Below are 22724 nucleotides of genomic sequence, written 5' to 3' on the forward strand. Positions count from 1 at the left end.
AACCAACGCGGACGATTTTGGCAGAGAGTACCATAAATCACCGGTCGGTTGACGCCTGCGGTGCAAAGCGGCGCAAAACCGCTTCATCCAGCGCCAGCGGCTCCCCCTGCAGCTCCGCGCTGAGCTTAGCCATAAATTCGACGAGAAAACGGGCATTATGCTGCGCCATCGCTTTCCCCTTGTCAGTTTGCATGGTTTCCGGCAGGCGCAGAAGTTTGCACTGGAAATGGTCGAGGGCATATTTGCGGTCATCCAGCGCCCGCCGATCAGCAAAAGGATCTTCGGCATCAAACAAGATGGTATTCAGGGCGCCGGCGACAGCGAAGACCCTCGCCAGACCAATGGCTCCCAGCGACTCGAGTCGATCGGCATCCTGAACTATTTTCGCCTCCAGCGTGCGCGGTGGGATCGCCGCGCTGAAGCTGTGCGCCTCGATGGCATGGCTGACCGCCGGGTAACGATCCGCAGGAAAATCAGCAAAGGCCGACTGCAGAATGGCGAGGGTTTTCTCGGCGGCCATCATCGAGGATCGACTTCGCTCCGGATGATTTTTTGGCAAGCTGACGATGTCATGAAAATAGCAGGCCGTGAGGAGTACCAGCCGGTCGACTTCCTCCCCCGCGGCCAGCTGAGTGGCGGTCGCCCAGACGCGACGAAAATGGGACAGATCGTGTGCGGCGTCATCCTGCGCATGGTGCGTCAGTATCCAGCGCTCAAATCGTTGCTGCCAGTCAACCAGGTCCATAGGCTTTCCTTTATCTGAGGGTCAGCCTCGAGCATAGCAATTTTAGCGCTGATGATCCTGCTCGCCGCGGGATGGACGCGTATACCAGACGACCGCGCCGAGAATAGAGCCAATGCCGCCGAGGACCAGCATACCCAACAGGGCGCCAAGCCATTTCCCGGCCGTTGTTCCAAAATCACCCTCCACGCTGGCGCCGGGAACGCTGTGAATTTTTCCCACTACCCACCAGTAACGCACAATGACCCAGACACAATATCCGCAAAAAGCATACAACGCCCAGAGCGCAAGTTTCCCTCCCGGGCTGCGTTTTGCCTGCTCTTCCATCTCATTCCTCTCCGTGACACAACAGACTATTGTCACTCAAAACGTGACACGCATCACATTATACCGCTAACCTGCGTCACAGGCAGCAGTTTCATCTTCGTCTTCTGCGCCTTCTCGCGACTTATGCTGCCAATGCGCACAGGCTGAAGAGATGTCCTTATTATCTCCCGTACGCTTAAAGCTATTCATTACTTAATTATCGCAAGCTGGGTTGATAATCCCCTGGATATTTACATTCACACAAAATAAATTCCCATAATGAATAATGTACTTGATTATTATTTGTGCAATTTATTTCATAAAATTAACAACAACCTACCAAATATACAATAAAGCATTGCTATATAAGAAAATAATGAATTTTGCACAAACATCAAAATTTAATATAAAGAACCACTTAGAAATATTTTGAAATGTTTAACATTATTTATTTACATATTTTATTTTAAATAAAGATGAACTTAGTCGTTAGTATCGGATCGTCATTCCGGAGGGATTGTCATAATTCATAGAAATTATTATTAAAAGGGAATATATAATGAAAAGAAAAGTACTGGCACTTATGGTTCCGGCATTATTAATGGCTAGCGCCGCTAATGCCGCCGAAATCTATAACAAAAACGGTAATAAACTGGACCTCTACGGGAAAGTTGACGGCCTGCATTACTTCTCTGACGACGCTTCAGAGGACGGCGACCAGACCTATGTTCGCTTTGGTCTGAAAGGCGAAACGCAGATTACTTCCGAGTTAACCGGCTACGGTCAGTGGGAATACAACATTCAGGCGAACACTAGCGAAAAAGAAGGTGCGAATTCCTGGACCCGTCTCGGCTTTGCCGGCCTGAAGTTTGCCGACTGCGGGTCGCTGGACTATGGCCGTAACTACGGCGTGGTCTACGACATTGAATCCTGGACCGATATGCTGCCGGAATTCGGCGGCGATACCTACACCCAGACCGACGTTTACATGACCGGCCGTACTAACGGCGTGGCCACCTACCGTAACAGCGATTTCTTCGGCCTCGTCGACGGCCTGCATTTCGCCCTGCAGTATCAGGGTAATAATGAAAACGCCGGTTCTGGCGAAGGCACTAATAACGGTGGGAAACGTAAGCTGGCGCGGGAAAATGGCGACGGTTTTGGTATCTCCAGCTACTACGATCTCGATATGGGCATCAGCTTCGGGGCAGCGTATTCGTCTTCTGACCGTACCCATAACCAGCTGGCGGCCGCGCGTAGCAGCCAGCGTTATGCCAACGGCGATAAAGCCGATGCCTGGACCGTCGGCGCGAAATATGACGCCAATAACATCTATCTGGCCGCCATGTATGCTGAGACCCGCAACATGACCTTCTATGGCAACGATAGTTTTGGCGGAATTGCCAACAAAACGCAGAACTTCGAAGTGGTCGCGCAGTATCAGTTCGACGACTTTAATTTACCGCTGCGTCCGTCCGTGGCCTATCTGCAGTCGAAGGGTAAAGATCTCTACGCCTATTCTCGCTACGGCGACAAGGATCTGGTCAAGTATGTCGACGTGGGCATGACCTACTACTTCAACAAAAATATGTCCACCTATGTGGATTATAAAATCAACCTGCTGGATGAAGACGACCGCTTCTACAAAAACAGCGGTATCGCGACCGATGATATCGTCGCCCTCGGCCTGGTCTATCAGTTCTGATCCCCGTCAAAGCCCGCGTTCAGCGGGCTTTTTTATGTTCCCGCTCCGTTGAGATCACTCTTTTCGACATTGCCGCTTTCCAGGCGTACCTTCCCTCTTTATGATGCGTTTAAGCTCGTTCGGGCTAAAAGCGGCGATAAGGTGCCAAAAGGATAAAGCGCGCTACCGCGACTCTACGCTGAAACCAGGACGATGATGATGGTGATACCCCAGCGCAGGCGTTATACCTGAAGCTAACGGTGTTATTGAAGGGTAGGTTAGAGCAAGAAAAGTGGCGGAGAGAGGGGGATTTGAACCCCCGGTAGAGTTGCCCCTACTCCGGTTTTCGAGACCGGTCCGTTCAGCCGCTCCGGCATCTCTCCGCTGTGATGGTTGCTATAATGCCAGGATCTTTGGCATTTTAATAGCTCCCGTTTCGGTAATTGTGTTCAAGTGACGACTTTGCGAGCAATATGATGTTTAAATGGCCCTGGAAAGCAGATGATGAGTCCGGCAACGCAGAGATGCCCTGGGAGCAAGCGCTTGCCATTCCGGTTTTAGCCCATCTTTCGTCCGCTGAGCAGCACAAGCTCACGCAGATGGCTGCCCGTTTTTTACAGCAAAAGCGGCTGGTGGCATTGCAGGGGCTGGAGCTGACCCCGCTGCATCAGGCGCGCATTGCTATGCTCTTTTGTCTGCCGGTGCTTGAGCTGGGCATTGAGTGGCTGGATGGCTTCCATGAAGTGCTGATCTACCCTGCCCCTTTCATCGTTGATGATGAATGGGAGGATGATATTGGTCTGGTCCACAACCAGCGGGTGGTACAGTCGGGACAAAGCTGGCAACAGGGTCCTGTAGTGCTGAACTGGCTGGATATTCAAGACTCTTTTGATGCGTCAGGCTTTAACCTTGTGGTGCATGAAGTGGCGCATAAGCTTGATACGCGGAACGGCGACCGGGCCAGCGGCGTGCCGCTTATCCCGTTGCGTGAAGTTGCCGGCTGGGAGCATGATCTCCACGCCGCGATGAACAACATTCAGGATGAGATCGATCTGGTAGGCGAAAGCGCCGCCAGTATTGACGCCTATGCCGCCACCGATCCCGCAGAATGCTTTGCTGTCCTCTCGGAATATTTTTTCAGTGCGCCTGAATTGTTCGCGCCTCGCTTCCCGGCCCTGTGGCAGCGTTTTTGCCACTTTTACCGCCAGGATCCGCTGGCGCGTAGACGTGAGAATGGCCTGCAGGACGAAGGCGATCGGCGCATTGTTCACTAAAACAACGTGTTGAGCTAAATTTAGCCATTTGAATCAGCAGGTTAATTTTAGTGTTGACACAAAAATGCGAGGCCAGTAGTATGCGCCTCGTTCACACGATTCCTCTGTAGTTCAGTCGGTAGAACGGCGGACTGTTAATCCGTATGTCACTGGTTCGAGTCCAGTCAGAGGAGCCAAATTTAAAAATCCCGCTCAGGGAAACCTGAGCGGGATTTTTGCTTTCCGTGATCCTCTCCGCTCCCCAAGCATGCAATCTTATCCTGGTGTAGGTGCTATTTTCTTGCTATGAGGCAAGCTGAACGGCCGTGAGCCCCACGCTCCCGCAAAGGCTTAAATAAAGGCGGTTTAACCGTGCCGGACCATACCTGGGTGTAAGGCAATAATGCGCGGTTCCAAAAAAGATCGGCAACACCGTCGCTTCTGACATCTCTCCGCCAGCGGGTATAAGCAGCATCGTACCGTAGGTATCGTCCAAGGTTCCGTATGTGATCCCCGCAGGTGAAAATCAGCGATGCTGCTTCCAACCTTATGGCTACAGACTTTCGATCCGGCGGTAACCGCTGGGTCTGCCGCTGCGTAGCAGACATGGAGGATGCTGAAAACAGCCTGTCCAGTGCGGCGATGACGCCCAGGGGACGGCTACGGGTGGATGTACCGAGTCCGCTGGCCCGCCTTATTCTGGTGCCGGCGCTACCGGCTTTCCACGCCCGCTACCCTGATATCCAGATCGACATGGGTGTGAGCGACCGGGGAGTGGATCTGATCGGCGACAACGTGGATTGCGTTCTGCGCGGTGGTCAAATCACCGACCAGTCCCTAATCGCACGCCATGTCGGCGATTTGCAAATCGGCGTCTACGTCGCCCCCAGCTATGTGGAACGCCTTGGCGCTCCCGCACACCCGCGCGAGCTGCAAAATACTGACCATTGCATAGTGGGATTCTTGTCCTCACGCACCAGTAAGATTGATCCTTTGGTACTGTGCAGTGAGAATGAACGTATTGAAATCACGGGCAACTACGTACTTGCCGTGGATGATGGCAATGCTTACCTCGAAGCTGGGTTAGTTGGCTTAGGCGTGATTGCGCTGCCCAACTATATGGCGGCAGCGCATCAGGCCGTTGGCGCTTTGATTCCATTATTTACACAATGGCGGATTAGCCCAATGCCTCTGTACCTGGCGTTTCCACCGAACCGCCATGTCAACGCCAAGCTGCGCGTTTTTATTGACTGGATCGTTGAATTGATGGAGCAGCATGTCCCCATTGCCAACAATCAGTGACGCCATCCCCTGATTCGCTTATCAGCGGCGATGGGGGTCATTCCCGTTGTTTTGAACGAAAGTGAATTATAGAAATCGTTTTCCCAATTTAAATATTTATAACGAATCCAAGAACTATAATGCGGAATTGCCGTCCTATTCGGGATTCGCTGTAAATATTTCCCTAACACTAGCCTGTTTACCTAATTACAGTATTCATGGGATTACCGATGAGGTACACTTTATCTTTAATATCGTCATTCCCGTATCATTCATTATAATGATAGGAAATTGCATTTAATAAAATAAGGATATTAATTTATGACAAAAGGTATAAAAATTTTCATCACTGTAGTCTTCGTGATTCTGGCATTGTTGAGCGGCATGATGAGCTTCATGATCGTCGGGATGGGGGTCAGCGGTAGTGGCTGTGGTCAGGAGTGTTTTGATAATATGGATTCTGCAAAATTCATTAGTATTATATTCTGGATATTGGCTATCATAAGCGGTATCTTCGCTTTCATGGACAATGGCAGCCCAAAAAAAAATCCTCAGTAACAAGATTAAGTCCATAGGCATATTTGCAGACTTTATCATCCCCTCCTGAGCATCTCCTGGCGCCCTCATTAAAACGCCATCACCGCCACTGCTGATAAGTTAAGGATCGGTTTCCCGATCCTTATTCCCAACAACGTTGAATGCATCGACAGCAAAAGAGCCTTCTTACAATAGCCGTTAATCAGACTAAACGACCCGCTACAAACTTCCCTGCGCCGCTGTGGCGCTGATATTCACCGGCATGCCGGAGCGGCGCTGCAGGGTTTGATCGGCCTGCGAAGGACTCACTCCCGGCCCCTGAGTAAACTCGCGCAGCGCCGAGGTCATCGGCAAGGGGACTTTTCTGTCGGATTCAAACTCCGCGCGGTTGCGCGACAGCGGCTCGTGCACCTCCAGCCAGTGACTGCCGTCCGGCTCCACGCTGTACTTCACCGGCTGATCGATCAGCTGAACCCGCGTCCCAACCGGCACGTTATCAAACAGGAATTTAATATCGTCATTGCGCAGGCGGATGCATCCCTGGCTGACGCGCAGCCCGATACCAAAGTTGGCATTGGTACCGTGGATGGCGTAGAGCCTGCCGATGTAGATCGCATACAGCCCCATCGGATTATCGGGCCCGGGGGGCACCATCGCCGGCAGCGTTTTGCCCTCTTTCGCATACTCGCGGCGGGTATTGGCGGTTGGCACCCAGGTGGGGCCTTCCTGCTTACGCTCTACTGCCGTCACCCAGTTACGCGGCGTTTCGCGTCCCGCCTGACCAATGCCGATTGGCAGGACTTCGACGCTATTGCCCAGCGGCGGGTAATAATAGAGACGCATTTCGGCAACGTTGATCACGATCCCTTCGCGCACGGTGTCGGGCAGGATCAGCTGTTGCGGAATAGTCAGCGTCGAACCGGAGCGTGGCAAATAGACATCGACCCCGGGGTTGGCTTCCAGCATATTGCTTAACCCCTGGCCGTACTGGGCGGCAAAACTTTCCAGCGGCTGGGTGTTATTGTCCGGAACGGCAATGGTAAATGCGCTGCCCACCAAACGGCTCCCCTCCGGCGGCAGCGGATAGCTGACGGCCAGCGCGCCGTGGCTGGCAAGCAGCATCAGCGCCGTACAGAGTAATTTCACACGCCGCATCGTCATTTTCCCTTCCTCAGTCGCGACTCACGTGTGTGAATTATAGCGTTATTTCCACTCCCCGACCCGCTGGCCAGCATTTCCTTAAATCTGATAGTCGATTGCGACCTCTTCCGGCTCCATCGCCTGACGCTTAATCTCATCCAGCGACAGTCCGGCATTGCACAATTCGATAAAGCGCCAAACGTAATTCCGCTGCAGCTGGCCCCGCTTCAGTCCCAACCACACGGTATTGGCATCGAACAGATGGCGGGTATCAAGACGCGTAAAGGTGTCCGCTTCCCGGGCATCACCGGACTGCTCGGCGACCAGCCCGACGCCCAGCCCCAGCTCCACATAGGTCTTGATCACATCGGAATCCTGCGCGCTCAGCACGATATCCGGCATCAACCCCTTGCGGTTGAACGCCTCATCAATGCGCGAACGGCCAGTGATCCCCTGGCGGTAGGTGATTAACGGCCAGCGGGCGATCGCCTCCAGCGTCAGGGGAGAAACCTGCGTCAAAGGATGATCCTTCGGCACCAGCAGGCTGTGATGCCAGCGGAACCAGGGGAAAGCCGCCAGCGTCGGATCGTTGCTCAGGCGCTCGCTGGCGATGCCGATATCCGCTCCGCCGTTATGCAGCAGCGCTTCGATTTCCTGCGGGGTACCCTGCACCAGCTCGACGCGAACATCTGAGAACAGCTCGCGGAAAGCTTTAATGACCGGCGGCAGGCTGTAGCGCGCCTGAGTATGGGTGGTGGCGATAGTTAAGACGCCTGACGCATCGTTAGTGAAGAGATCCGCCAGCCGCCGAACGTTACTGGCTTCATTGAGGATCCGCTCGGCAATCGATAACAGCGCTTTACCCGGCTCGGTCATGCCTAACAGGCGTTTGCCGCGGCGGATAAAGATCTCAATCCCCAGCTCCTCTTCCAGTTCCCGGATATGGCGACTGACGCCTGACTGCGAGGTATAGAGCATATTCGCGACTTCCGTCAGGTTGTAATCCTGACGGGCCGCCTCACGGATAATTTTCAGCTGCTGGAAGTTCACCCTTTCCTCCGGGCCAATGGACTTAACGTATCTGCTATTGTTAAAGTCTGTTGTCCCAGGTAACAAATAATAAAAACCAGCAACTTATTCCTTAAGAGAATATACCCTAACTGACCAGCTGCAGTTCACGGTTTTCCAGCGATGGGCGGCTCACCAGAGACAGCAGGATCTCTTTCACCGCCTGCGCCTGCGGCGACAGACTGCCGCGAGCCGACATGTTCAGCGACAGCGACAGGCTCATTGAAGGCGTGCTGATCCGCGCCATCCAGCCGTTCGCCGCCCCGCACAGGGAACGGGCAGCGGATTCCGGTAACACCGTCGCCCCCATGCCGCTGGCGATGGCCGCGGTCAGGGTGGTAATGGATTCGATCTCGCCGATAATTTTCGCCGACAGACGACGCAGGGTGAATGCCTCGGTGACCCGCGCCCGCACTGCGCTGTAATCGCGCGGCAGGAACAGGTTCATCTCCGCCACCGCCGTGAGATCCACGCTCTGCCCCGGGCAGTCGCGGGTGCCGACCAGGTAAAGGTCTTCTTTCAGCAGCGGCTGGCTGACGATGCCTGCCACCGGCGAACGCTCATAGAGCACCGCCATATCCAGCTGGCCCGCCAGCAGCTTGTCATTCAGCGCTGTGCCGCTGCTCTCCTGCAGATAGACCATCACCTCGGGCAACTCATTGCGTACCGTTTGCAGCAACGGCATGGTAATGGCGGAGGCCGCGGTGCCCGGCGCCAGGCCGATCGACACCTGACCACGCAGCGTCTGGCCGACGTTATTGACCGCCAGCTGCGCCTGCTCGCACTGGCGCAGGATAGTGCGCGCATGGGTGTAGAGAATTTTACCGGCTTCCGTTGGCGTGACCCCTCGCTTGGTGCGTATCAGCAACTGCTGGTCCATTTCACCTTCCAGGGTCGCGACCTGTTGGCTAAGGGCCGGTTGGGCGATATGCAAGACTTCAGCGGCCTGGGTCAGACTGCCGATATCGACGATTTTCACAAAATATTTCAGTCGTCTTAAGTTCATTTTGCCTCCTGTAAGGAACGCCAGCGTCAACGCTGGGAGTATGATGCACTGGCTTTTGCAATTTGCTTGCCAGCTTTGCATTTCCTCGGCTGTCGCCCGCCGCAGGCAGTGTTATAAGGGATAGTGATAGCAATTCGGTTTTTATTTGCCCGGTAAGCAGATTGTGGTATGCCCCATTAGGGGTACATTCGCACTACAACGGTGCAACATGGTGAAAAAAACAGCGCATGGATGGCGATTGCTGAAATTGTCAGCAGTCGAACGCAATTCTTTGAATCAGGCTTTGACAAGGCCGGATGGCATCGTTAATATGCGCCCCGTTCACACGATTCCTCTGTAGTTCAGTCGGTAGAACGGCGGACTGTTAATCCGTATGTCACTGGTTCGAGTCCAGTCAGAGGAGCCAAATTTAAAAAGCCTGCTTTCGAGCAGGCTTTTTGCTTTTCAGCGCCGGTACTTCTGCCGGAAGGCGAATGGCCACCCTCCGGCGATTGCGGCTTTAGCGTAAACTCTCTTCCTTAAGATCTATCTCCCGCAGCACCTCATAAAAAGTGATATCGCTGATGTTATGGGCGCGGCGCAGCCGGAACAGTTCCTGACGCTGGGCGATAATGACCTCTCGTTGCATATATTTCTCCAGCCTGGCGCGCTTAGCCAGCTCCAGCCCGACATCCTGCCCCTCGTCATTGTCGTTATAGTGAAGCCGCCGCTGATAGGTTTCGAGCAGCATATTGCCGGCATCGGCCCGCAGGGCCTGCTCACTGGGATCCTCCACCGGCTCGTCCAGTAGCGCGTTAAGACGGTTAATGGCCACCTCGGTCATCACGGCGCCAATGTCGTCCTTACCGGTGTCATGCGGTAGATCATCGGCAAGATAACGGGTCATAAACGGCAGACCGATAGCCGCCACCACCAGCGACATCAGGATCACTGCCATCGAAAGAAAGATCAGTAGTTCACGGCCCGGGAACGGCGAACCATCTGCCAGCACCACCGGCAGCGTCAGAATACCGGCGAGGGTCACAGAGCCCTTCACTCCCGCCAGCGCCATGACGGCGAGGATACTGAAGCGTGGACGGACGGTGATGGCCTTGCCTCGACGTTTGCGGCGAAAAATTGTCAGCTTCATCGACAGCCATACCCAGGCGAAGCGCATCAGACCGAGCGCCAGGGTGATGGCCACGGCGTACAGCAGCAGATACCAGGGCGAAGAGACGCCGGCCTGGCTGGCTACCGCCGGCAGCGTCCTGAGCATGCGCGGCAGCTGCTCGCCCAGCATCAGAAAGATCATCCCGTTGAGGGTGGTCTGCAGCATGGACCATACCGCGCTGCTTTTCATGCGCGTCGCCGGAAGCCGGGGCCCCGACAGCTGCTCATAATGCATCGCAATGCCGGCGGCGACGGCGGCAAGAATGCCCGAGACATGGAACGCCTCGGCCAGCAGGTAGGCGGCGAAAGGGATAAGCAGGCTGATCAGGATCTGGATGGCTGGCTCCTCGCGGGTGCGCCGAACCAGAAAGTTATTACATTTGCCGGTGACCCACACCACCACGAGGCCACTGAGGATGCCCCCGAAGGCCATCAGGAAAAATTTCACCACCGCGTCTCCCGGGGAGAAGCTGCCGGTCAGCACCGCGGCGATGGCGAAGTTAAAGGCGACGAGGCCTGAAGCATCGTTTAACAACGACTCCCCTTCGAGAATATGCGCCATCCTTGAGGGAAGCGGCGAGCTGGCGGTCATTGCCGATACCGCCACCGGATCGGTAGGCGACAGAATAGCCGCGAGGGCGAACCCTGCCGCCACGGTGATAGCCGGGATCAGCCAGTGAATAAACAGGCCAATACCGAGAATAGTCACCATCACCAGGCCTATCGCCAGCGATAAAATCGGCTTCATATCGCGGAAAAAAGCGTCTTTGGGGATGCGCCAGCCATCGAGGAACAGCAGCGGCGGGATAAACAGCAGTAAAAAAATATGCGGGTCAAAATCGACCTGAAAGCCACTGGCGGCCAGCGCGGCGCCCGCGGCGATTTGGATCAGCGGTAGCGGCACTTTAACGGGCAGAAGATGGGACAGGAACACGGTCACCACGATGGCCATGATAAAGACCAGCACGATAGCAATTAGCGACATTCATCCCCTCCTCTGACGGCAATATTCATTCTGTACATCAGACTGTTAATCCTTTTTCGCAGGTGTTGTTTCGGTAACAGATTATTTACCCAGTCACCGATAATTAAAGACAGACGTCATTGTCTGCCGGCGATAATATTTAAACTGAGGTGGCAACCGGTGCCGGATCAGGGGTGACAATGTCTTTTATCAAGCCGCGTTTGTCAATCCGCTATCGTCTGCAAATCATCGCCGGCCGGCATTCCGGGGAGAAGTCCTCACGGGACTGTCGACCGGGTACTTCGCAAATTAGCCTCTTCACATGGACAAAACCACTCAACCGCTCCAGCCCCCCGCTGTTTATATATTCCCAATATTATTAATTCGTATTATGCATTGTGAATATGGATATTAATGACCAGTCTAATATACCCGACAGCGTTATATTTCGTGCCCCCGCCGGCAGTGCGAACCACGTATTTGCGATAAATAATTCTTAACGTCCCCCAGCCCAGAATGATTCGTCAACCAGCCTTACGCTGCGCGCAATGCTTGCCCTACCCCTGAATTGGGCGTACCCTGACCAACAATTAAACCACACGGTCTAAATCATGAATCCCGATACCTCCGCCGTCCTGAAGCCCCGCCGCGGCCGTCCACCCAAGGTCGATCGCCAGTTTGACGATACGCGTCAGGCGCTGATTCGCTCAGGCCTTGAAGTGCTGACCGAAACGGGCTATCTCGCGGCGGGTATTGATGCGGTGATCAAGAATATCGCCGTGCCAAAGGGGTCGTTTTATCATTGCTTTAAAAGCAAAGAGGCCTTTGGCCTCGCCGTGCTTGCCGCCTATGGCGACTTCTTTGCGCATAAATTAGATAAATTCCTGCTGGACGACGCCGTGCCGCCGCTGGAACGGATGGCGGCCTTTGTGCGTCATGCCAGTCAGGGAATGGAGAAATTCCAGTTTCGCCGCGGCTGCCTGGTGGGCAACCTGCTGCAGGAAGCCCCGTTGTTACCCGAGACGTTTCCCCAACGGTTGATGGCTATCCTGGCGGCATGGGAGTCGCGCGTGGCGCGCTGCCTGCGCGAAGCGCAGGCAGCCGGGGCCATCGCCAGCGACGCCTCACCGCAGGCGCTGGCCCAGGTGTTCTGGATCGGCTGGGAAGGCGCGGTGATGCGCGCCAGGCTGGTCCAGTCTGCCGCACCGCTTAACCAGTACTGGGATTTTTTTGCGCACAGTATGACAACAAAAACACCTGCACAGGACGGCGCTAGCGCCGATAACCCCCTTCCGACGAGGAATACTCTGTCATGAAAGCATTAGTTCTGGACCAGATCGACAACCGCACCGTCGCCACCGTCAAAGATATCGACCTGCCCGCTCTTGCCGAAGGCGACGTCCGGGTCGCCATCGACTGGTCGAGTCTCAATTATAAAGACGCCCTGGCGATCACCGGCAAAGGCAAAATTATCCGTCAGTTTCCGATGGTGCCGGGCATTGATTTTGCCGGTCAGGTGAAAGAAAGCCGCGATCCGCGCTTTGTTCCCGGCCAGGCCGTGATCCTCACCGGCTGGGGCGTGGGCGAAAACCACTGGGGTGGCCTGGCCACCGAAGCCTGCGTTAAAGGCGACTGGCTGGTTGCTCTGCCGGAGACGCTCAGCGCGCGCCAGGCAATGATCATTGGCACCGCCGGCTTTACCGCGATGCTATGCGTTGATGCTCTCGTTAGTGCGGGTGTCACCCCTGATAGCGGGGATATCCTGGTCACCGGCGCCAGCGGCGGGGTCGGCAGCACCGCCGTGGTGTTGCTGAAAGCCCTTGGCTACCGGGTGACGGCCGTATCGGGCCGGGAATCGACACACGATTACCTTCGCCAGCTGGGCGCCGATACGATCCTGCCGCGCAGCGACTTCGCGGAGACCCGTCCGCTGGAGAAACAACTGTGGGCGGGCGCGGTGGATACCGTTGGCGGCCCGGTGTTGGCCAAAGTGCTGGCGCAAACGCAATATCGCGGCTGCGTCGCCGCCTGCGGTCTGGCCGGGGGCTTCGATCTGCCGACCACCGTGATGCCGTTTATTTTGCGCAATGTGCGTCTGCAGGGGGTGGATTCGGTGATGGTGCCGACCGCTGAACGCGACGCCGTCTGGCAGCGTCTGGCCCAGCTTCTGCCGGAGAGCTACTACCAGCAGGCGGCCACAGAAATCACGCTGGAGCAGGCGCCAGCGTATGCCGCAGATTTCCTCAGCAATAATATTCATGGTCGGACGCTGGTCAATATCGGCCAGTAATCCTCTTCTCCCGGCGCCCGTGCGGCGCCGGATCCCGAGAGGGATCAAGGCATATCATTTCCTTCCCCACGGGATTATGATGACGCGAACAAATAGCTCTGCGAGTGGTAAAAAAAGTAAATGGATGTCATAAGCATCATTATGGCGGCGGGCAAGTCGTCCGTTGACGTCGCGCTGTATACGCTGTTGCCGATCATGGTGATCATGCTGATCATCATGAAATACCTTGAGGTCCGCGGTATCCTCGATGTGATTGTTCGCTGGGTGGCCCCGCTGCTGAAGCCCTTCGGCTTAACCGGGATGAGCGCCTTCGCCCTGATCCAGATTAACTTTGTCAGCTTTGCCGCCCCGCTCGCCACGCTGTCGATTATGGATAAACGCGGCGTCTCGGACCGACAAATGGCCGCCACGCTGGCCATGGTGTTCGCCATGGGGCAAGGCAACGTCTTCTATCCTCTTACCCCTTTTGGTCTGCACTGGCTGGCCTCGATCGTTATCTCGGTGGTCGGCGGCCTGTGCGCGGCCGCCGTCGCCTGGCACGTCACCGGACGGCGCTTATCGGTCGCCGAGAGCCCCCGCGCGGAAGCGCTGCCGAACGCCGAGCAGAACAGCCAGGGAATTCTGGCCGTGATTAACAGCGCCGGCTCCGACGCCATCCGCCTGGCGCTCGGCGCGGTGCCAATGCTGATCCTGTCGTTAACTATCGTCGGGCTGCTGCAGGGCGCCGGGGTTATCGACCTGCTGCAGCAGCTGCTGAAGCCGCTTCTCAGCTGGCTGCACATCCCCCAGAACTTTGTGCTGCCGGCGCTGGTGAAGTGCGTTGCCGGGGGCACCGCCTACTTTGGCGTCATTTCCGAGCTGATCCAGCAGGGCAAAGTCACCGTGGGCCAGGTCAACGCCTCGGCAGGTCTACTGATCCAGACCTTTGATCTTCCCGGTATCGGCATTTTTCTTGGCATCAGCTCACGGTTTGTCCGCCTGTTCCGCTTCGTGGCTCCCGCGGCGATCGTCGGTATCCTGCTGCGTACCGTTCTGCACCTGATCCTGTTTTAACGCCTCTGCTCTGGCCTGCGCTTTCAGGCAGGCCGCCACCGCCGCCTGTTCGCCGCAGGCGATGCGCTCATCGACGCGCGTCATCATCCATGGAAAGAATGGATTGGAGGTGACGCGCATTAACGTCTCCAGCCCCACGCTCAGCGTCCCGGTCTCTCCGCGCAGTGAAATGGTGCCCAGGCTAATGCCGTAGCGGTTCTTCTCGTCCGGCTCGCGACCATACAGCGAGTCGCTCAGGGGAAACGGCACCGCCACATGCGACAAAGAGTACATATCCGCCGGCCAGGCCAGGTGTAAAGGATAACGATGCTCTTCCCGATCCTGGGCCAGCGTGGTCCGGGCGACGGTCTGCAGCGTGTGTGCCGTCGCGTTGGTCACCACCGTGGTGGTATAGGCCCGCGGCGCCGGGGGCAGCAGCGTATTCACCGCCGCATAGAGCGCAGGGCGAAACAGGACCCGGAGATCCGCCGCCTGGTTAATATCGAACACCACCAGCTCGCTGCCGTTATCCGGCAGATAACGATACAGGGACTCCACCACCGCGCGGGTGCTGACCGTGGAATCCATCACCGACTGAAAGGTGAGGATCGGCGGCAGCGCTTTCAGCTCGCCCTGCCGGGCCGCACGGATAATCTGCTGCTGCAGCGCCTGGCTCAATAACCACGATTGTCTCGCCGCCTTGACCGGAAAGGAGTTGTACTTGAACGGATTAAACTCAGGCGCCACGTTCAGCCAGGCCGCGCGGGCGAACGCCGGGAAGACGGACGGTAGCCCGGCGAGGCCGGCGAAACGGGCAAACGCGGTCACGCCGATCATCGGCGACAGCAGAATGATCTGCTGCGGCTGGCGCAAGTGATTGTCTTCCAGGCTATCGAGGGCATACTTGAGCGCCAGCGCGCCGCCGTTAGAGTAGCCGACCAGATGCAGCGGCACGTCCGCCCCGGCAAGGCGGGTCGCTTCGCGTACCGCCAGACGCGTCGCCGCCAGCCAGGTCTCCCAGTCAACCGCCGTTAACGCCCCCGGCGCGGTGCCGTGTCCCGGCAAACGCGGCGCCACCGCCACATAACCCCGCTGCTGCCAGAGTTGCGCCAGATAGCGCACGCTGTAGGGCGAATCGGTCAGGCCATGGAGGAGCACCACGCTGCCGCGCGGCTTGCCCAGCGGCATCAGCACAAAAGAACGGTTCCAGTCCTGCTTAAACTGCCCCGGCCAGACCCGGCTGTGACGATAAAAGCGGTTGACCGGGGTTTTATCTTCCTCCGGCAAAGCCTCTGTCACCTCACGCTGGAGATCGGCGAAAATCGTCTTCTCCCGCGCCAGATACTGGGCAAAGGTCGCCTGGTCGATCTCTTCGGCCGACATCTCGTTGCCACTCCAGGTATGCCAGCGATGCAGGGCCGGGCCGCGCTGGGACTCATAGATCCGCCCGGCGAGAAAGACCACCAGCAGCGCCAGTACCGCAATGCTCCCTTTTTTCAGCAGTGAGCCGATAACGGCGCCGGACGTTCGCCAGTGTCGAAATAGATGCTTCATGACGCTCTCTCTTATATTTATTGCGTAGCCGGACTTATCAGCCCTCTTCCTGACAGGCTATTCTCACGGTCTGCTTTTCAGCATAGTCATCGCTTCCTGCAAATTAAACCCGGCAGATCATTGCCCCCCGGCATAAAAAAACCTAGCGCACAGATCAACAATCGGTTGCGTATTTTTAAACACTGCATAAACCAAGGGGATAATCTTATTGTCAGATTTTTAAGAAACATGAATTATCGACGCACATGTCGCTATGAGAGGATAAAAAACAGATGGAGTGGTGGGTAAAAAAAGTACAGGACAACGCTTCGGCCAGCCTCTGCCGCGTCGTGCTTCAGAGCGGTGCGCTGGAGATGATCGCAGAGATTGAAGCCTGTCGCCTCCGCCTGCGGGAAGGGGATAAACTCACTCCGCTGGCCGATGCGCGCTATTGTCTGAATAATAATCCGACGCAAACTTTGAAGATCCGCAACGCCACTCATTATAGCAGCGAGCGTTGGACAAACGCCGGCAAATAACACGAGCCCGCTCCTTTTACTGGTTATGGTCTGAGTATCGTCGCATTTGACAGATAAATTCTCCTTCGCCCTTTTCCCGCTGTGACATACTATCGGGAATGTCAGCAGACCTGAAACAAGGAGCGAATCATGAATATCAAGGCCGCCAGTCTGACCCCGGAACAAGCGCTTGCCGAGCTGGAAGCGCGCTATGAAGCCTCGGTCACGGCGTTACGCAAAGCCATCGGCGACTATATCGACCATAATACGCTCCCCGATACCGAAGCCCGCGCGGAAGGTCTTTTTGTCTATCCGCAGCTGTCGGTCTCCTGGGACGGCGCCGATCATAAAGCCCTCAAAACGCGCGCCTGGGGACGTTTCACCCATGCCGGTTGCTATACCACCACCATTACGAATCCGAAACTGTTCCGCAACTATTTGCTGGAACAGCTGACCCTGCTGTATCAGGACTATGGCGCGCATATCAGCGTCGAGCTGTCGCAGCATGAGATCCCCTATCCTTACGTGATAGATGGTTCCACCCTGACACTCGACCGCTCGATGAGCGCCGGTCTGACGCGCTATTTCCCTACCACCGAGCTGTCACAAATTGGCGATGAGACCGCGGATGGCCTGTTCCATCCCACCGAGTTCTATCCGCTGTCGCACTTTGACGCCCGCCGCGTCGATTTTTCGCTGGCGCGTCTGCGACACTACACCGGCACGCCGGCGGAACACTTCCAGCCCTACGTGCTGTTCACCAACTATACCCGCTACGTGGATGAGTTCGTCAGCTGGGGCTGCAGCCAGATCCTCGATCCCGACAGCCCCTATATCGCTCTCTCCTGCGCCGGCGGGATCTGGATCACCGCCGAGACCGAAGCGCCGGAACAGGCCATTTCCGATCTGGCGTGGAAGAAGCACCAGATGCCGGCCTGGCATCTGATCACCCACGACGGCAAAGGGATCACCCTGATTAACATTGGCGTCGGCCCGGCCAACGCCAAAACCATCTGCGATCATCTCGCGGTACTGCGGCCGGACGTCTGGTTAATGATCGGCCACTGCGGCGGCCTGCGCGAAAGCCAGGCCATCGGCGACTATGTGCTGGCCCACGCCTATCTGCGTGACGATCATGTACTGGATGCGGTGCTGCCGCCAGATATTCCGATCCCCAGCATTGCCGAAGTGCAGCGCGCCCTCTACGACGCCACCAAGCAGGTGAGCGGGATGCCCGGCGAAGAGGTTAAGCAGCGGCTGCGTACCGGGACGGTGGTCACCACCGACGACCGTAACTGGGAGTTGCGCTATTCCGCTTCGGCGCTGCGCTTTAATCTCAGCCGGGCGGTAGCTATCGATATGGAGAGCGCGACCATCGCCGCCCAGGGCTATCGCTTCCGCGTCCCCTACGGCACGCTGCTCTGCGTCTCGGACAAGCCGCTGCACGGTGAAATCAAGCTCCCCGGCCAGGCTAACCGCTTTTACGAGGGCGCTATCTCCGAGCATCTGCAGATAGGCATCCGGGCGATTGACCTGCTGCGCGCCGAGGGAGATCACATGCACTCGCGTAAGCTGCGCACCTTCAACGAGCCGCCGTTCCGTTAATCGTCGATGACGTGGGAATCGTGAGATAAACGCTGACGTTACCCGCCAGGGAGCGTCAGCGTCCGGATAAGCGAAACAAACGACCCGGCGGTGTTTGTCCACGGAAGAAAGGCGGTAGACAGAAAAGCAAAAAGCCTGCTCGAAAGCAGGCTTCTTAAATTTGGCTCCTCTGACTGGACTCGAACCAGTGACATACGGATTAACAGTCCGCCGTTCTACCGACTGAACTACAGAGGAATCGTGTGAACGGGGCGCATATTATCGATGACGCCCGGCGCTGTCAAAGCCTGTTTTCAATAAAATGAATCGTTTGCCGAATTATTCTTCACTTTGCGCAAAAAATGGCGATTAGCCTCGCAAACGGCTCAGCTTTCCTCCGATGAAGCCTTCACGCGCGGATATTTCCACAGCCAGCGGCCGCTCACCATGCGGAAATAAAACAGCACGCCGCGCACCGCCCAGTCGAGCACCATCCCTAACCAGACGCCAATCACCCCCATCCCCAGCACGATGCCCAGGGTATAGCCCGCCACCACCCGGCAGCCCCACATGCCGAGCATCGACACCCACATGGTGTAGCGTACGTCACGGGCGCCTTTAAAAGCGCAGGGTAAAGTCCATGACAGCGACCAGATCGGCATAAACAGGGCGTTGAGCCACAGCAGCTGTTTAACCACTTCTTTTACATCTTCTTCATGGGTGTAGAACGAGGCGATAAAGCCGGCGAAGGGGGCGCTGCCCCAGGCGATCAGCGTCAGAATGATCGTCGACAGCCAAAATACGTGCCAGGCCTGGAATTCAGCCTGACCAATCTGCCCTTTTCCCAGCCGCTTGCCGGTAATGATCGTCGAGGCAGAGCCGAGGGCGTTGCCCGGCAGGTTAATTAGCGAGGCCACCGAAAAGGCGATAAAGTTGCCGGCGATAACGTTGGTGCCCATCCCGGCGACAAACATCTGGGTCAGCAGCTTGCCGCCATTGAAGAGGACAGATTCGATACTGGCCGGGATGCCGATCCCCATCACCTCCCAGATAATGGCGAAGTTAAAGGGTTTGAAGTAGCCCTTCAGCGACAGCCGCAGCGCCGGATTGAGGCCCACCATCAGCACCCAGATCGTGGCTATCGCGCCAATATAGCGGGCAATGGTCAGCCCAAGCCCGGCGCCGACAAACCCCAGCCCCGGCCAGGAGAAGATGCCGTAGATGAGCACGCTGCTGATTAAGATATTGAGGATGTTCATCCCGCCGTTAATCAGCAGCGGGATTTTGGTGGTGCCGGCGCCGCGCAGCGCCCCGCTGCCGATCAGCGCAATCGCCGCCGCCGGGTAGCTCAGCGCCGTCAGTTCCAGATAGGTCAGCGCCAGGTCCTTGACCTGGGCGGTGGCATCGCCGGCGACAAAATCAATAATCTCCTGGCCAAAGGCATGGATCACCCCCGCCAGCAAAATGGAAAACAGGGTCATAATGGCCAGCGACTGGCGCGCGGCCGCCCTCGCCCGCCGCCGATCGCGCTTGCCGAGGCTAAAGGCCACCACCACCGTGGTGCCCAGATCGATGGCGGCAAAGAAGGACATGATGACCATGTTAAAGCTATCGGCCAGCCCCACCCCGGCCATGGCCTCTTTTCCCAGCCAGCTGACAAGGAAGGTGCTCAACACCCCCATCAGCAGCACACAGGCATTTTCCAGCAGAATGGGCACAGCGAGAGGGCTGATTTCGCGCCAGTACAGCACACGATAACGCTGACGTTTTTTAAACCAGGATGTCCGTTCGACAGCCTGGCGTACGGCGGAGGTGACGTTCAAGAGAGACCTTAGTGAGAGATGTTGAAACAACATTTCAAATGATGATTGAGAAATGGATATCCTGCAAAGTATTTTCCGTAATAATTGTCGGAAATGACAACAAATTGTCGATGGAAGCGGCAGTTGCACCTGAACAGGCGAATTGATGTTTGACAAAAGTTTTTTCGCCGCTAAGATACGACTCCACACGATTCCTCTGTAGTTCAGTCGGTAGAACGGCGGACTGTTAATCCGTATGTCACTGGTTCGAGTCCAGTCAGAGGAGCCAAATTTAAGAAGCCTGCTTTCGAGCAGGCTTTTTGCTTTTTTGCGTCGCTGACGTTAACTCAGCATCGCATCCAGCCTGGCAAGCACCTCGTTGACAACGACGTCAGGTATGCGTTCCAGACGCTTGCCTTTCCGGGCCGCCATATCGATAGTCCTGGGCTGGTCGCAGCGAATAACGCCTGTTGTTTTGGTCCCCGCCTCTTCCAGTGAAACCGTGAAACCTGCTGTACGTGCAAAGTTTCCGCCGCTGGTGACGGGAACCACGACCGGTAGTCGGGTCAGCTTGTTAAACGATGCCTTCGATACAATGAGTACCGGACGTTTTCCACTTTGCTCGTGGCCAGCAATCGGATCCAGTGAAACAAGCCAGATTTCCCCTCTGTCCATTTACAGAATCTCCTTGCCCACCGCAGGCGCATCAATCCATTCCCGATCCTCTTCGCTCATTTCGGCGTGCGGATCGCACTGCGCCAGCAGCTCCTCAAGCGAATAACGGGGCCGTTTCTGGGGTTCAATAATCAGGCAGCCATTATCAATGGTCATACCCACTTCGCTGTCCGTCGACAGCTCCAGCGTTTTCAGCACGGCGGGAGGAACCGCCAGCATGATGGATCCGCCGACCTTTTTCAGGCGAGTTGTATACATAGAGGATCTCCTAATATTATATTTTAATATAACATCCAGGGTGGGTTGTGCACAATTACTCATCAGATTCATGGTGATTTCCTTAGCGTAATAAACCGTCATCCATCGAACGACAGATCCAACAGTTTTCAGCGGTGTGATGACCCGTAAAACGGCGACCATCCTGATACATCGGGCACTTCTCTTAGGTCAGGAAGCATTGTGTGCAGGCGAGAACTGATTTCGTTGTAAGAAGGCGATAATAGAAAACTGCTTCTGGGGTTCAAAGGATTATGGCGAATCAGATAAATAAAATGCGGCACGGCTTCCGTATCCGGGTTGCGCTGGAGGAACATCAGCGATAGCGCGAAGGCCAGATTTGCTCAGGTGCGATGCCTAACGCTTCCGCTATCAATCTTTCGCCTTTGGGCCAGCGACGGTTAAGGGCGTTGGTCAGCGTGGAGGACGCCAGCCCGGCGTTACGGGAAACCGCCGTCAGCGACGTTCCCCGCTTTTTCAGCGCCGCAATAATGTCGGCGGGTTGCCAGTCCTGTTGCATCATGCCGTCACCTCGTCAATAAATTTAACGCCATCGGCGGTACGTATCCAGCGCGGGGCTATCATTTCCGCAGCAAAATACTTGATCAGTTCATACAGCAGGCAGCTAAGGTATTTTTCCATTTCAGAGTAAAAGCTTTGCCCTGCCAGCATCTGCGTCAGGGAGAGACAGTAGCGGCAAAGCTCTGTGCATTCAGGCTCGAAACGGGGGAATTTGCAGGGAGGATGTCAACGGTCAGGCTTTCAATAAGATGGGGCGGGACGGGCTCTAACAGCGTGGGCTGGAGCCGCGTCAGACAGGCGTTTAGTCTGCCGCAGAGCGCCATTTTCAGCGTGGGATCGTTGCTTTCAATCAGGGTTTCGGCAAAAGTTTCGCAATGACCAGCGAGTACGGTGAAATCTGAGGCAGCATTAAAGGGAACAGCAAGTAACGGATATGTCTGGATTGGGATAGTAGCTATAGAGGCAGCCCCCTGTAACGGGTTTAAAACCCACCACCAGAGGTTCCAATCTCATCCATTGAGGTATAGCCGAGCGCACGACATAAAAAAAGACGCGGGGCGCGTCGTATGTCGCCTGTAACATTTCTCAGGGTTCCAATCCCGGTGCCTGATTTTGCAGGTGCGGGTAAAAGATTCCGCTTTCGGTCAAAAACAGCAATAGGAAGTGGTGGAATACAGATCGCAAATTGTTATAAATATGCACAATAGTTACTGTTGACCAAGGCGGCACATATAGTAACTTTACTCCCAATCTTCTGGATATTTTTTCGCATGTAATTCTCTGGTAAAATAGTGGATATCCTCTTTCTTCTCTTTCATCCCCTCATGCCTCACCATAAAAGTAAACGAAAAAATTGCTGAACGCGTTATCTGAAGTAAATGTTCGAAATGGCGAATAAAATCACTTTCTTTTATGAAAAGAACATCTTCGATTCGTTGATAAGATTCGTAAATATCCTGAGAGCGACAGGAGATTCTGACTGTTTGCGGGGTTTGAGAAAAAATCCTTCGGACTATGCCATCTATAACATCGCTACTGTTATGACTGCTCCTTTTTTCATCTAATGCATCAATAAATAGAGCTTTTTGGTTATCTATCGGAACACCACTTAGAAAGTGCCGTACCGTCAGATAGTTTGCCCTATGAAATGCCAAAAACTGTTTGAAAAGATGGGTTTTTCCAGCACCAGGATCGCCAAGCAGAACAATGTTAGGGGACTCCGAATAATCGCCAAATGTCTTAGTTTGGCTATCTTTATCCTCTTGGGGGTGAATCTGCCTGACTTGCCTGTTTAACATGTAATACTCCCCAAAATATTTTCATCTAAATCTAATACTACTGAAATGGAGATTATTGAGACCA

The 22724-nt window shown here is 55.5% G+C and carries 21 protein-coding genes, 5 tRNA genes and 2 pseudogenes; 12 read left to right on the forward strand and 16 right to left on the reverse strand.

Features of this window, described 5'->3' with window-relative positions; all coding sequences use genetic code 11:
- Nucleotides 1-37: 37 nt before the first annotated feature.
- Nucleotides 38-745, reverse strand: coding sequence for a phosphohydrolase (locus tag KHQ26_RS21820; protein ID WP_002911594.1), 708 nt, complete (start codon nt 743-745; stop codon nt 38-40).
- 42 nt (nt 746-787) lie between these two features.
- On the reverse strand, nt 788-1069 hold the full coding sequence (gene drpB / locus KHQ26_RS21825; RefSeq protein WP_004151461.1) for a cell division protein DrpB: 282 nt from the start codon (nt 1067-1069) through the stop codon (nt 788-790).
- Nucleotides 1070-1607: 538 nt separating this feature from the next.
- Between drpB and ompC the strand changes: the two genes are divergently transcribed.
- A complete protein-coding gene (gene ompC / locus KHQ26_RS21830; protein WP_002911596.1) occupies nt 1608-2753 on the forward strand; it encodes a porin OmpC in 1146 nt (381 codons plus the stop codon).
- A 272-nt stretch (nt 2754-3025) separates the two neighbouring features.
- Here ompC and KHQ26_RS21835 read toward each other — a convergent pair.
- A tRNA-Ser gene (locus KHQ26_RS21835) sits at nt 3026-3115 on the reverse strand.
- Between the two features lie 90 nt (nt 3116-3205).
- Between KHQ26_RS21835 and mtfA the strand changes: the two genes are divergently transcribed.
- The 4 genes from mtfA (at nt 3206) to KHQ26_RS21855 (ending at nt 5824) form a co-directional block, all read left to right on the forward strand.
- Complete coding sequence (gene mtfA, locus KHQ26_RS21840) at nt 3206-4006, forward strand: DgsA anti-repressor MtfA (protein ID WP_072141170.1); 801 nt, start codon at nt 3206-3208, stop codon at nt 4004-4006.
- Nucleotides 4007-4106: 100 nt separating this feature from the next.
- A tRNA-Asn gene (locus KHQ26_RS21845) sits at nt 4107-4182 on the forward strand.
- Nucleotides 4183-4534: 352 nt separating this feature from the next.
- Entirely contained in the window at nt 4535-5287 is a 753-nt protein-coding gene (locus tag KHQ26_RS21850) for a LysR substrate-binding domain-containing protein (RefSeq protein ID WP_004189213.1), read from the forward strand.
- Nucleotides 5288-5587: 300 nt separating this feature from the next.
- Nucleotides 5588-5824, forward strand: coding sequence for a hypothetical protein (locus KHQ26_RS21855; protein WP_004189211.1), 237 nt, complete (start codon nt 5588-5590; stop codon nt 5822-5824).
- A 198-nt stretch (nt 5825-6022) separates the two neighbouring features.
- Here KHQ26_RS21855 and ldtA read toward each other — a convergent pair whose 3' ends face one another.
- From ldtA to nac, 3 genes are all read right to left on the reverse strand, one after another.
- Complete coding sequence (gene ldtA, locus KHQ26_RS21860) at nt 6023-6964, reverse strand: L,D-transpeptidase (protein ID WP_075204419.1); 942 nt, start codon at nt 6962-6964, stop codon at nt 6023-6025.
- A gap of 78 nt (nt 6965-7042) precedes the next feature.
- The gene (cbl, locus tag KHQ26_RS21865; RefSeq protein WP_004175385.1) at nt 7043-7993 is read right to left on the reverse strand and encodes an HTH-type transcriptional regulator Cbl; all 951 of its coding nucleotides are present in this window, start codon (nt 7991-7993) and stop codon (nt 7043-7045) included.
- A 106-nt stretch (nt 7994-8099) separates the two neighbouring features.
- A complete protein-coding gene (gene nac, locus KHQ26_RS21870; RefSeq protein ID WP_002911729.1) occupies nt 8100-9017 on the reverse strand; it encodes a nitrogen assimilation transcriptional regulator NAC in 918 nt (305 codons plus the stop codon).
- Between the two features lie 330 nt (nt 9018-9347).
- On the opposite strand from nac, the gene KHQ26_RS21875 reads away from it, so the two are divergent.
- Nucleotides 9348-9423, forward strand: a tRNA-Asn gene (locus KHQ26_RS21875).
- 93 nt (nt 9424-9516) lie between these two features.
- On the opposite strand, the gene KHQ26_RS21880 is transcribed toward KHQ26_RS21875, so the two are convergent.
- Nucleotides 9517-11151 carry a Na+/H+ antiporter gene (locus KHQ26_RS21880; RefSeq protein ID WP_004148971.1) on the reverse strand — a complete coding sequence of 545 codons (1635 nt, stop codon included), beginning with the start codon at nt 11149-11151 and terminating at the stop codon, nt 9517-9519.
- A gap of 590 nt (nt 11152-11741) precedes the next feature.
- Here KHQ26_RS21880 and KHQ26_RS21885 point away from each other — a divergent pair.
- The 3 genes and pseudogenes from KHQ26_RS21885 to KHQ26_RS21895 all read left to right on the forward strand — a co-directional run bounded on the left by KHQ26_RS21885 (nt 11742) and on the right by KHQ26_RS21895 (nt 14473).
- Nucleotides 11742-12567: pseudogene (locus KHQ26_RS21885) on the forward strand (TetR/AcrR family transcriptional regulator).
- Complete coding sequence (locus KHQ26_RS21890; protein WP_227542143.1) at nt 12500-13420, forward strand: MDR family oxidoreductase; 921 nt, start codon at nt 12500-12502, stop codon at nt 13418-13420. Before KHQ26_RS21885 ends, KHQ26_RS21890 begins: the two are co-directional and overlap by 68 nt.
- 120 nt (nt 13421-13540) lie before the next feature.
- Complete coding sequence (locus KHQ26_RS21895; protein WP_029497605.1) at nt 13541-14473, forward strand: nucleoside recognition domain-containing protein; 933 nt, start codon at nt 13541-13543, stop codon at nt 14471-14473.
- Here KHQ26_RS21895 and KHQ26_RS21900 read toward each other — a convergent pair.
- On the reverse strand, nt 14384-16006 hold the full coding sequence (locus KHQ26_RS21900) for an alpha/beta hydrolase (RefSeq protein ID WP_020804317.1): 1623 nt from the start codon (nt 16004-16006) through the stop codon (nt 14384-14386). The genes KHQ26_RS21895 and KHQ26_RS21900 overlap by 90 nt on opposite strands.
- 272 nt (nt 16007-16278) lie before the next feature.
- Here KHQ26_RS21900 and pmrD point away from each other — a divergent pair, with 272 nt between their 5' ends.
- Both pmrD and KHQ26_RS21910 read left to right on the forward strand, forming a co-directional pair.
- Nucleotides 16279-16524, forward strand: a complete 246-nt coding sequence (gene pmrD, locus KHQ26_RS21905) for a signal transduction protein PmrD (RefSeq protein ID WP_004141189.1) — start codon at nt 16279-16281, stop codon at nt 16522-16524.
- A gap of 129 nt (nt 16525-16653) precedes the next feature.
- Entirely contained in the window at nt 16654-18108 is a 1455-nt protein-coding gene (locus tag KHQ26_RS21910) for an AMP nucleosidase (protein ID WP_004148975.1), read from the forward strand.
- Nucleotides 18109-18269: 161 nt separating this feature from the next.
- Here KHQ26_RS21910 and KHQ26_RS21915 read toward each other — a convergent pair.
- The 3 genes from KHQ26_RS21915 to KHQ26_RS26330 form a co-directional block, all read right to left on the reverse strand.
- Nucleotides 18270-18345, reverse strand: a tRNA-Asn gene (locus KHQ26_RS21915).
- A 128-nt stretch (nt 18346-18473) separates the two neighbouring features.
- The gene (locus tag KHQ26_RS21920) at nt 18474-19910 is read right to left on the reverse strand and encodes an EmmdR/YeeO family multidrug/toxin efflux MATE transporter (protein ID WP_004151469.1); all 1437 of its coding nucleotides are present in this window, start codon (nt 19908-19910) and stop codon (nt 18474-18476) included.
- A gap of 34 nt (nt 19911-19944) precedes the next feature.
- Nucleotides 19945-20097 carry a DUF5951 family protein gene (locus tag KHQ26_RS26330; protein WP_004225945.1) on the reverse strand — a complete coding sequence of 51 codons (153 nt, stop codon included), beginning with the start codon at nt 20095-20097 and terminating at the stop codon, nt 19945-19947.
- Nucleotides 20098-20102: 5 nt separating this feature from the next.
- Between KHQ26_RS26330 and KHQ26_RS21925 the strand changes: the two genes are divergently transcribed.
- Nucleotides 20103-20178, forward strand: a tRNA-Asn gene (locus KHQ26_RS21925).
- A gap of 53 nt (nt 20179-20231) precedes the next feature.
- On the opposite strand, the gene KHQ26_RS21930 is transcribed toward KHQ26_RS21925, so the two are convergent.
- From KHQ26_RS21930 to KHQ26_RS21945, 5 genes and pseudogenes are all read right to left on the reverse strand, one after another.
- Complete coding sequence (locus tag KHQ26_RS21930; protein WP_023341911.1) at nt 20232-20564, reverse strand: type II toxin-antitoxin system PemK/MazF family toxin; 333 nt, start codon at nt 20562-20564, stop codon at nt 20232-20234.
- Nucleotides 20565-20822: an AbrB/MazE/SpoVT family DNA-binding domain-containing protein gene (locus tag KHQ26_RS21935; protein ID WP_000288812.1), complete on the reverse strand. Its 258-nt coding sequence runs from the start codon at nt 20820-20822 to the stop codon at nt 20565-20567. It abuts the gene before it with no gap.
- 334 nt (nt 20823-21156) lie between these two features.
- A complete protein-coding gene (locus tag KHQ26_RS21940) occupies nt 21157-21363 on the reverse strand; it encodes a helix-turn-helix domain-containing protein (protein ID WP_020805021.1) in 207 nt (68 codons plus the stop codon).
- A pseudogene (locus tag KHQ26_RS26120) lies at nt 21360-21820 on the reverse strand (hypothetical protein). Before KHQ26_RS26120 ends, KHQ26_RS21940 begins: the two are co-directional and overlap by 4 nt.
- 282 nt (nt 21821-22102) lie before the next feature.
- Nucleotides 22103-22660, reverse strand: a complete 558-nt coding sequence (locus KHQ26_RS21945) for a hypothetical protein (RefSeq protein ID WP_020805022.1) — start codon at nt 22658-22660, stop codon at nt 22103-22105.
- Nucleotides 22661-22724 lie beyond the last annotated feature (64 nt).

The sequence above is a fragment of the Klebsiella sp. 10 genome (assembly GCF_018223925.1).
Lineage (GTDB): Bacteria > Pseudomonadota > Gammaproteobacteria > Enterobacterales > Enterobacteriaceae > Klebsiella > Klebsiella pneumoniae.

Coding starts and splice junctions, on each gene's coding strand:
- KHQ26_RS21820 (WP_002911594.1), bottom strand. CDS start 745: ATGGACCTGGTTGACTGGCAGCAACGATTTGAGCGCTGGATACTGACG.
- drpB (WP_004151461.1), bottom strand. CDS start 1,069: ATGGAAGAGCAGGCAAAACGCAGCCCGGGAGGGAAACTTGCGCTCTGG.
- ompC (WP_002911596.1), top strand. CDS start 1,608: ATGAAAAGAAAAGTACTGGCACTTATGGTTCCGGCATTATTAATGGCT.
- mtfA (WP_072141170.1), top strand. CDS start 3,206: ATGATGTTTAAATGGCCCTGGAAAGCAGATGATGAGTCCGGCAACGCA.
- KHQ26_RS21850 (WP_004189213.1), top strand. CDS start 4,535: ATGGCTACAGACTTTCGATCCGGCGGTAACCGCTGGGTCTGCCGCTGC.
- KHQ26_RS21855 (WP_004189211.1), top strand. CDS start 5,588: ATGACAAAAGGTATAAAAATTTTCATCACTGTAGTCTTCGTGATTCTG.
- ldtA (WP_075204419.1), bottom strand. CDS start 6,964: ATGACGATGCGGCGTGTGAAATTACTCTGTACGGCGCTGATGCTGCTT.
- nac (WP_002911729.1), bottom strand. CDS start 9,017: ATGAACTTAAGACGACTGAAATATTTTGTGAAAATCGTCGATATCGGC.
- KHQ26_RS21880 (WP_004148971.1), bottom strand. CDS start 11,151: ATGTCGCTAATTGCTATCGTGCTGGTCTTTATCATGGCCATCGTGGTG.
- KHQ26_RS21895 (WP_029497605.1), top strand. CDS start 13,541: ATGGATGTCATAAGCATCATTATGGCGGCGGGCAAGTCGTCCGTTGAC.
- KHQ26_RS21900 (WP_020804317.1), bottom strand. CDS start 16,006: ATGAAGCATCTATTTCGACACTGGCGAACGTCCGGCGCCGTTATCGGC.
- pmrD (WP_004141189.1), top strand. CDS start 16,279: ATGGAGTGGTGGGTAAAAAAAGTACAGGACAACGCTTCGGCCAGCCTC.
- KHQ26_RS21910 (WP_004148975.1), top strand. CDS start 16,654: ATGAATATCAAGGCCGCCAGTCTGACCCCGGAACAAGCGCTTGCCGAG.
- KHQ26_RS21930 (WP_023341911.1), bottom strand. CDS start 20,564: ATGGACAGAGGGGAAATCTGGCTTGTTTCACTGGATCCGATTGCTGGC.
- KHQ26_RS21935 (WP_000288812.1), bottom strand. CDS start 20,822: ATGTATACAACTCGCCTGAAAAAGGTCGGCGGATCCATCATGCTGGCG.
- KHQ26_RS21940 (WP_020805021.1), bottom strand. CDS start 21,363: ATGATGCAACAGGACTGGCAACCCGCCGACATTATTGCGGCGCTGAAA.
- KHQ26_RS21945 (WP_020805022.1), bottom strand. CDS start 22,660: ATGTTAAACAGGCAAGTCAGGCAGATTCACCCCCAAGAGGATAAAGAT.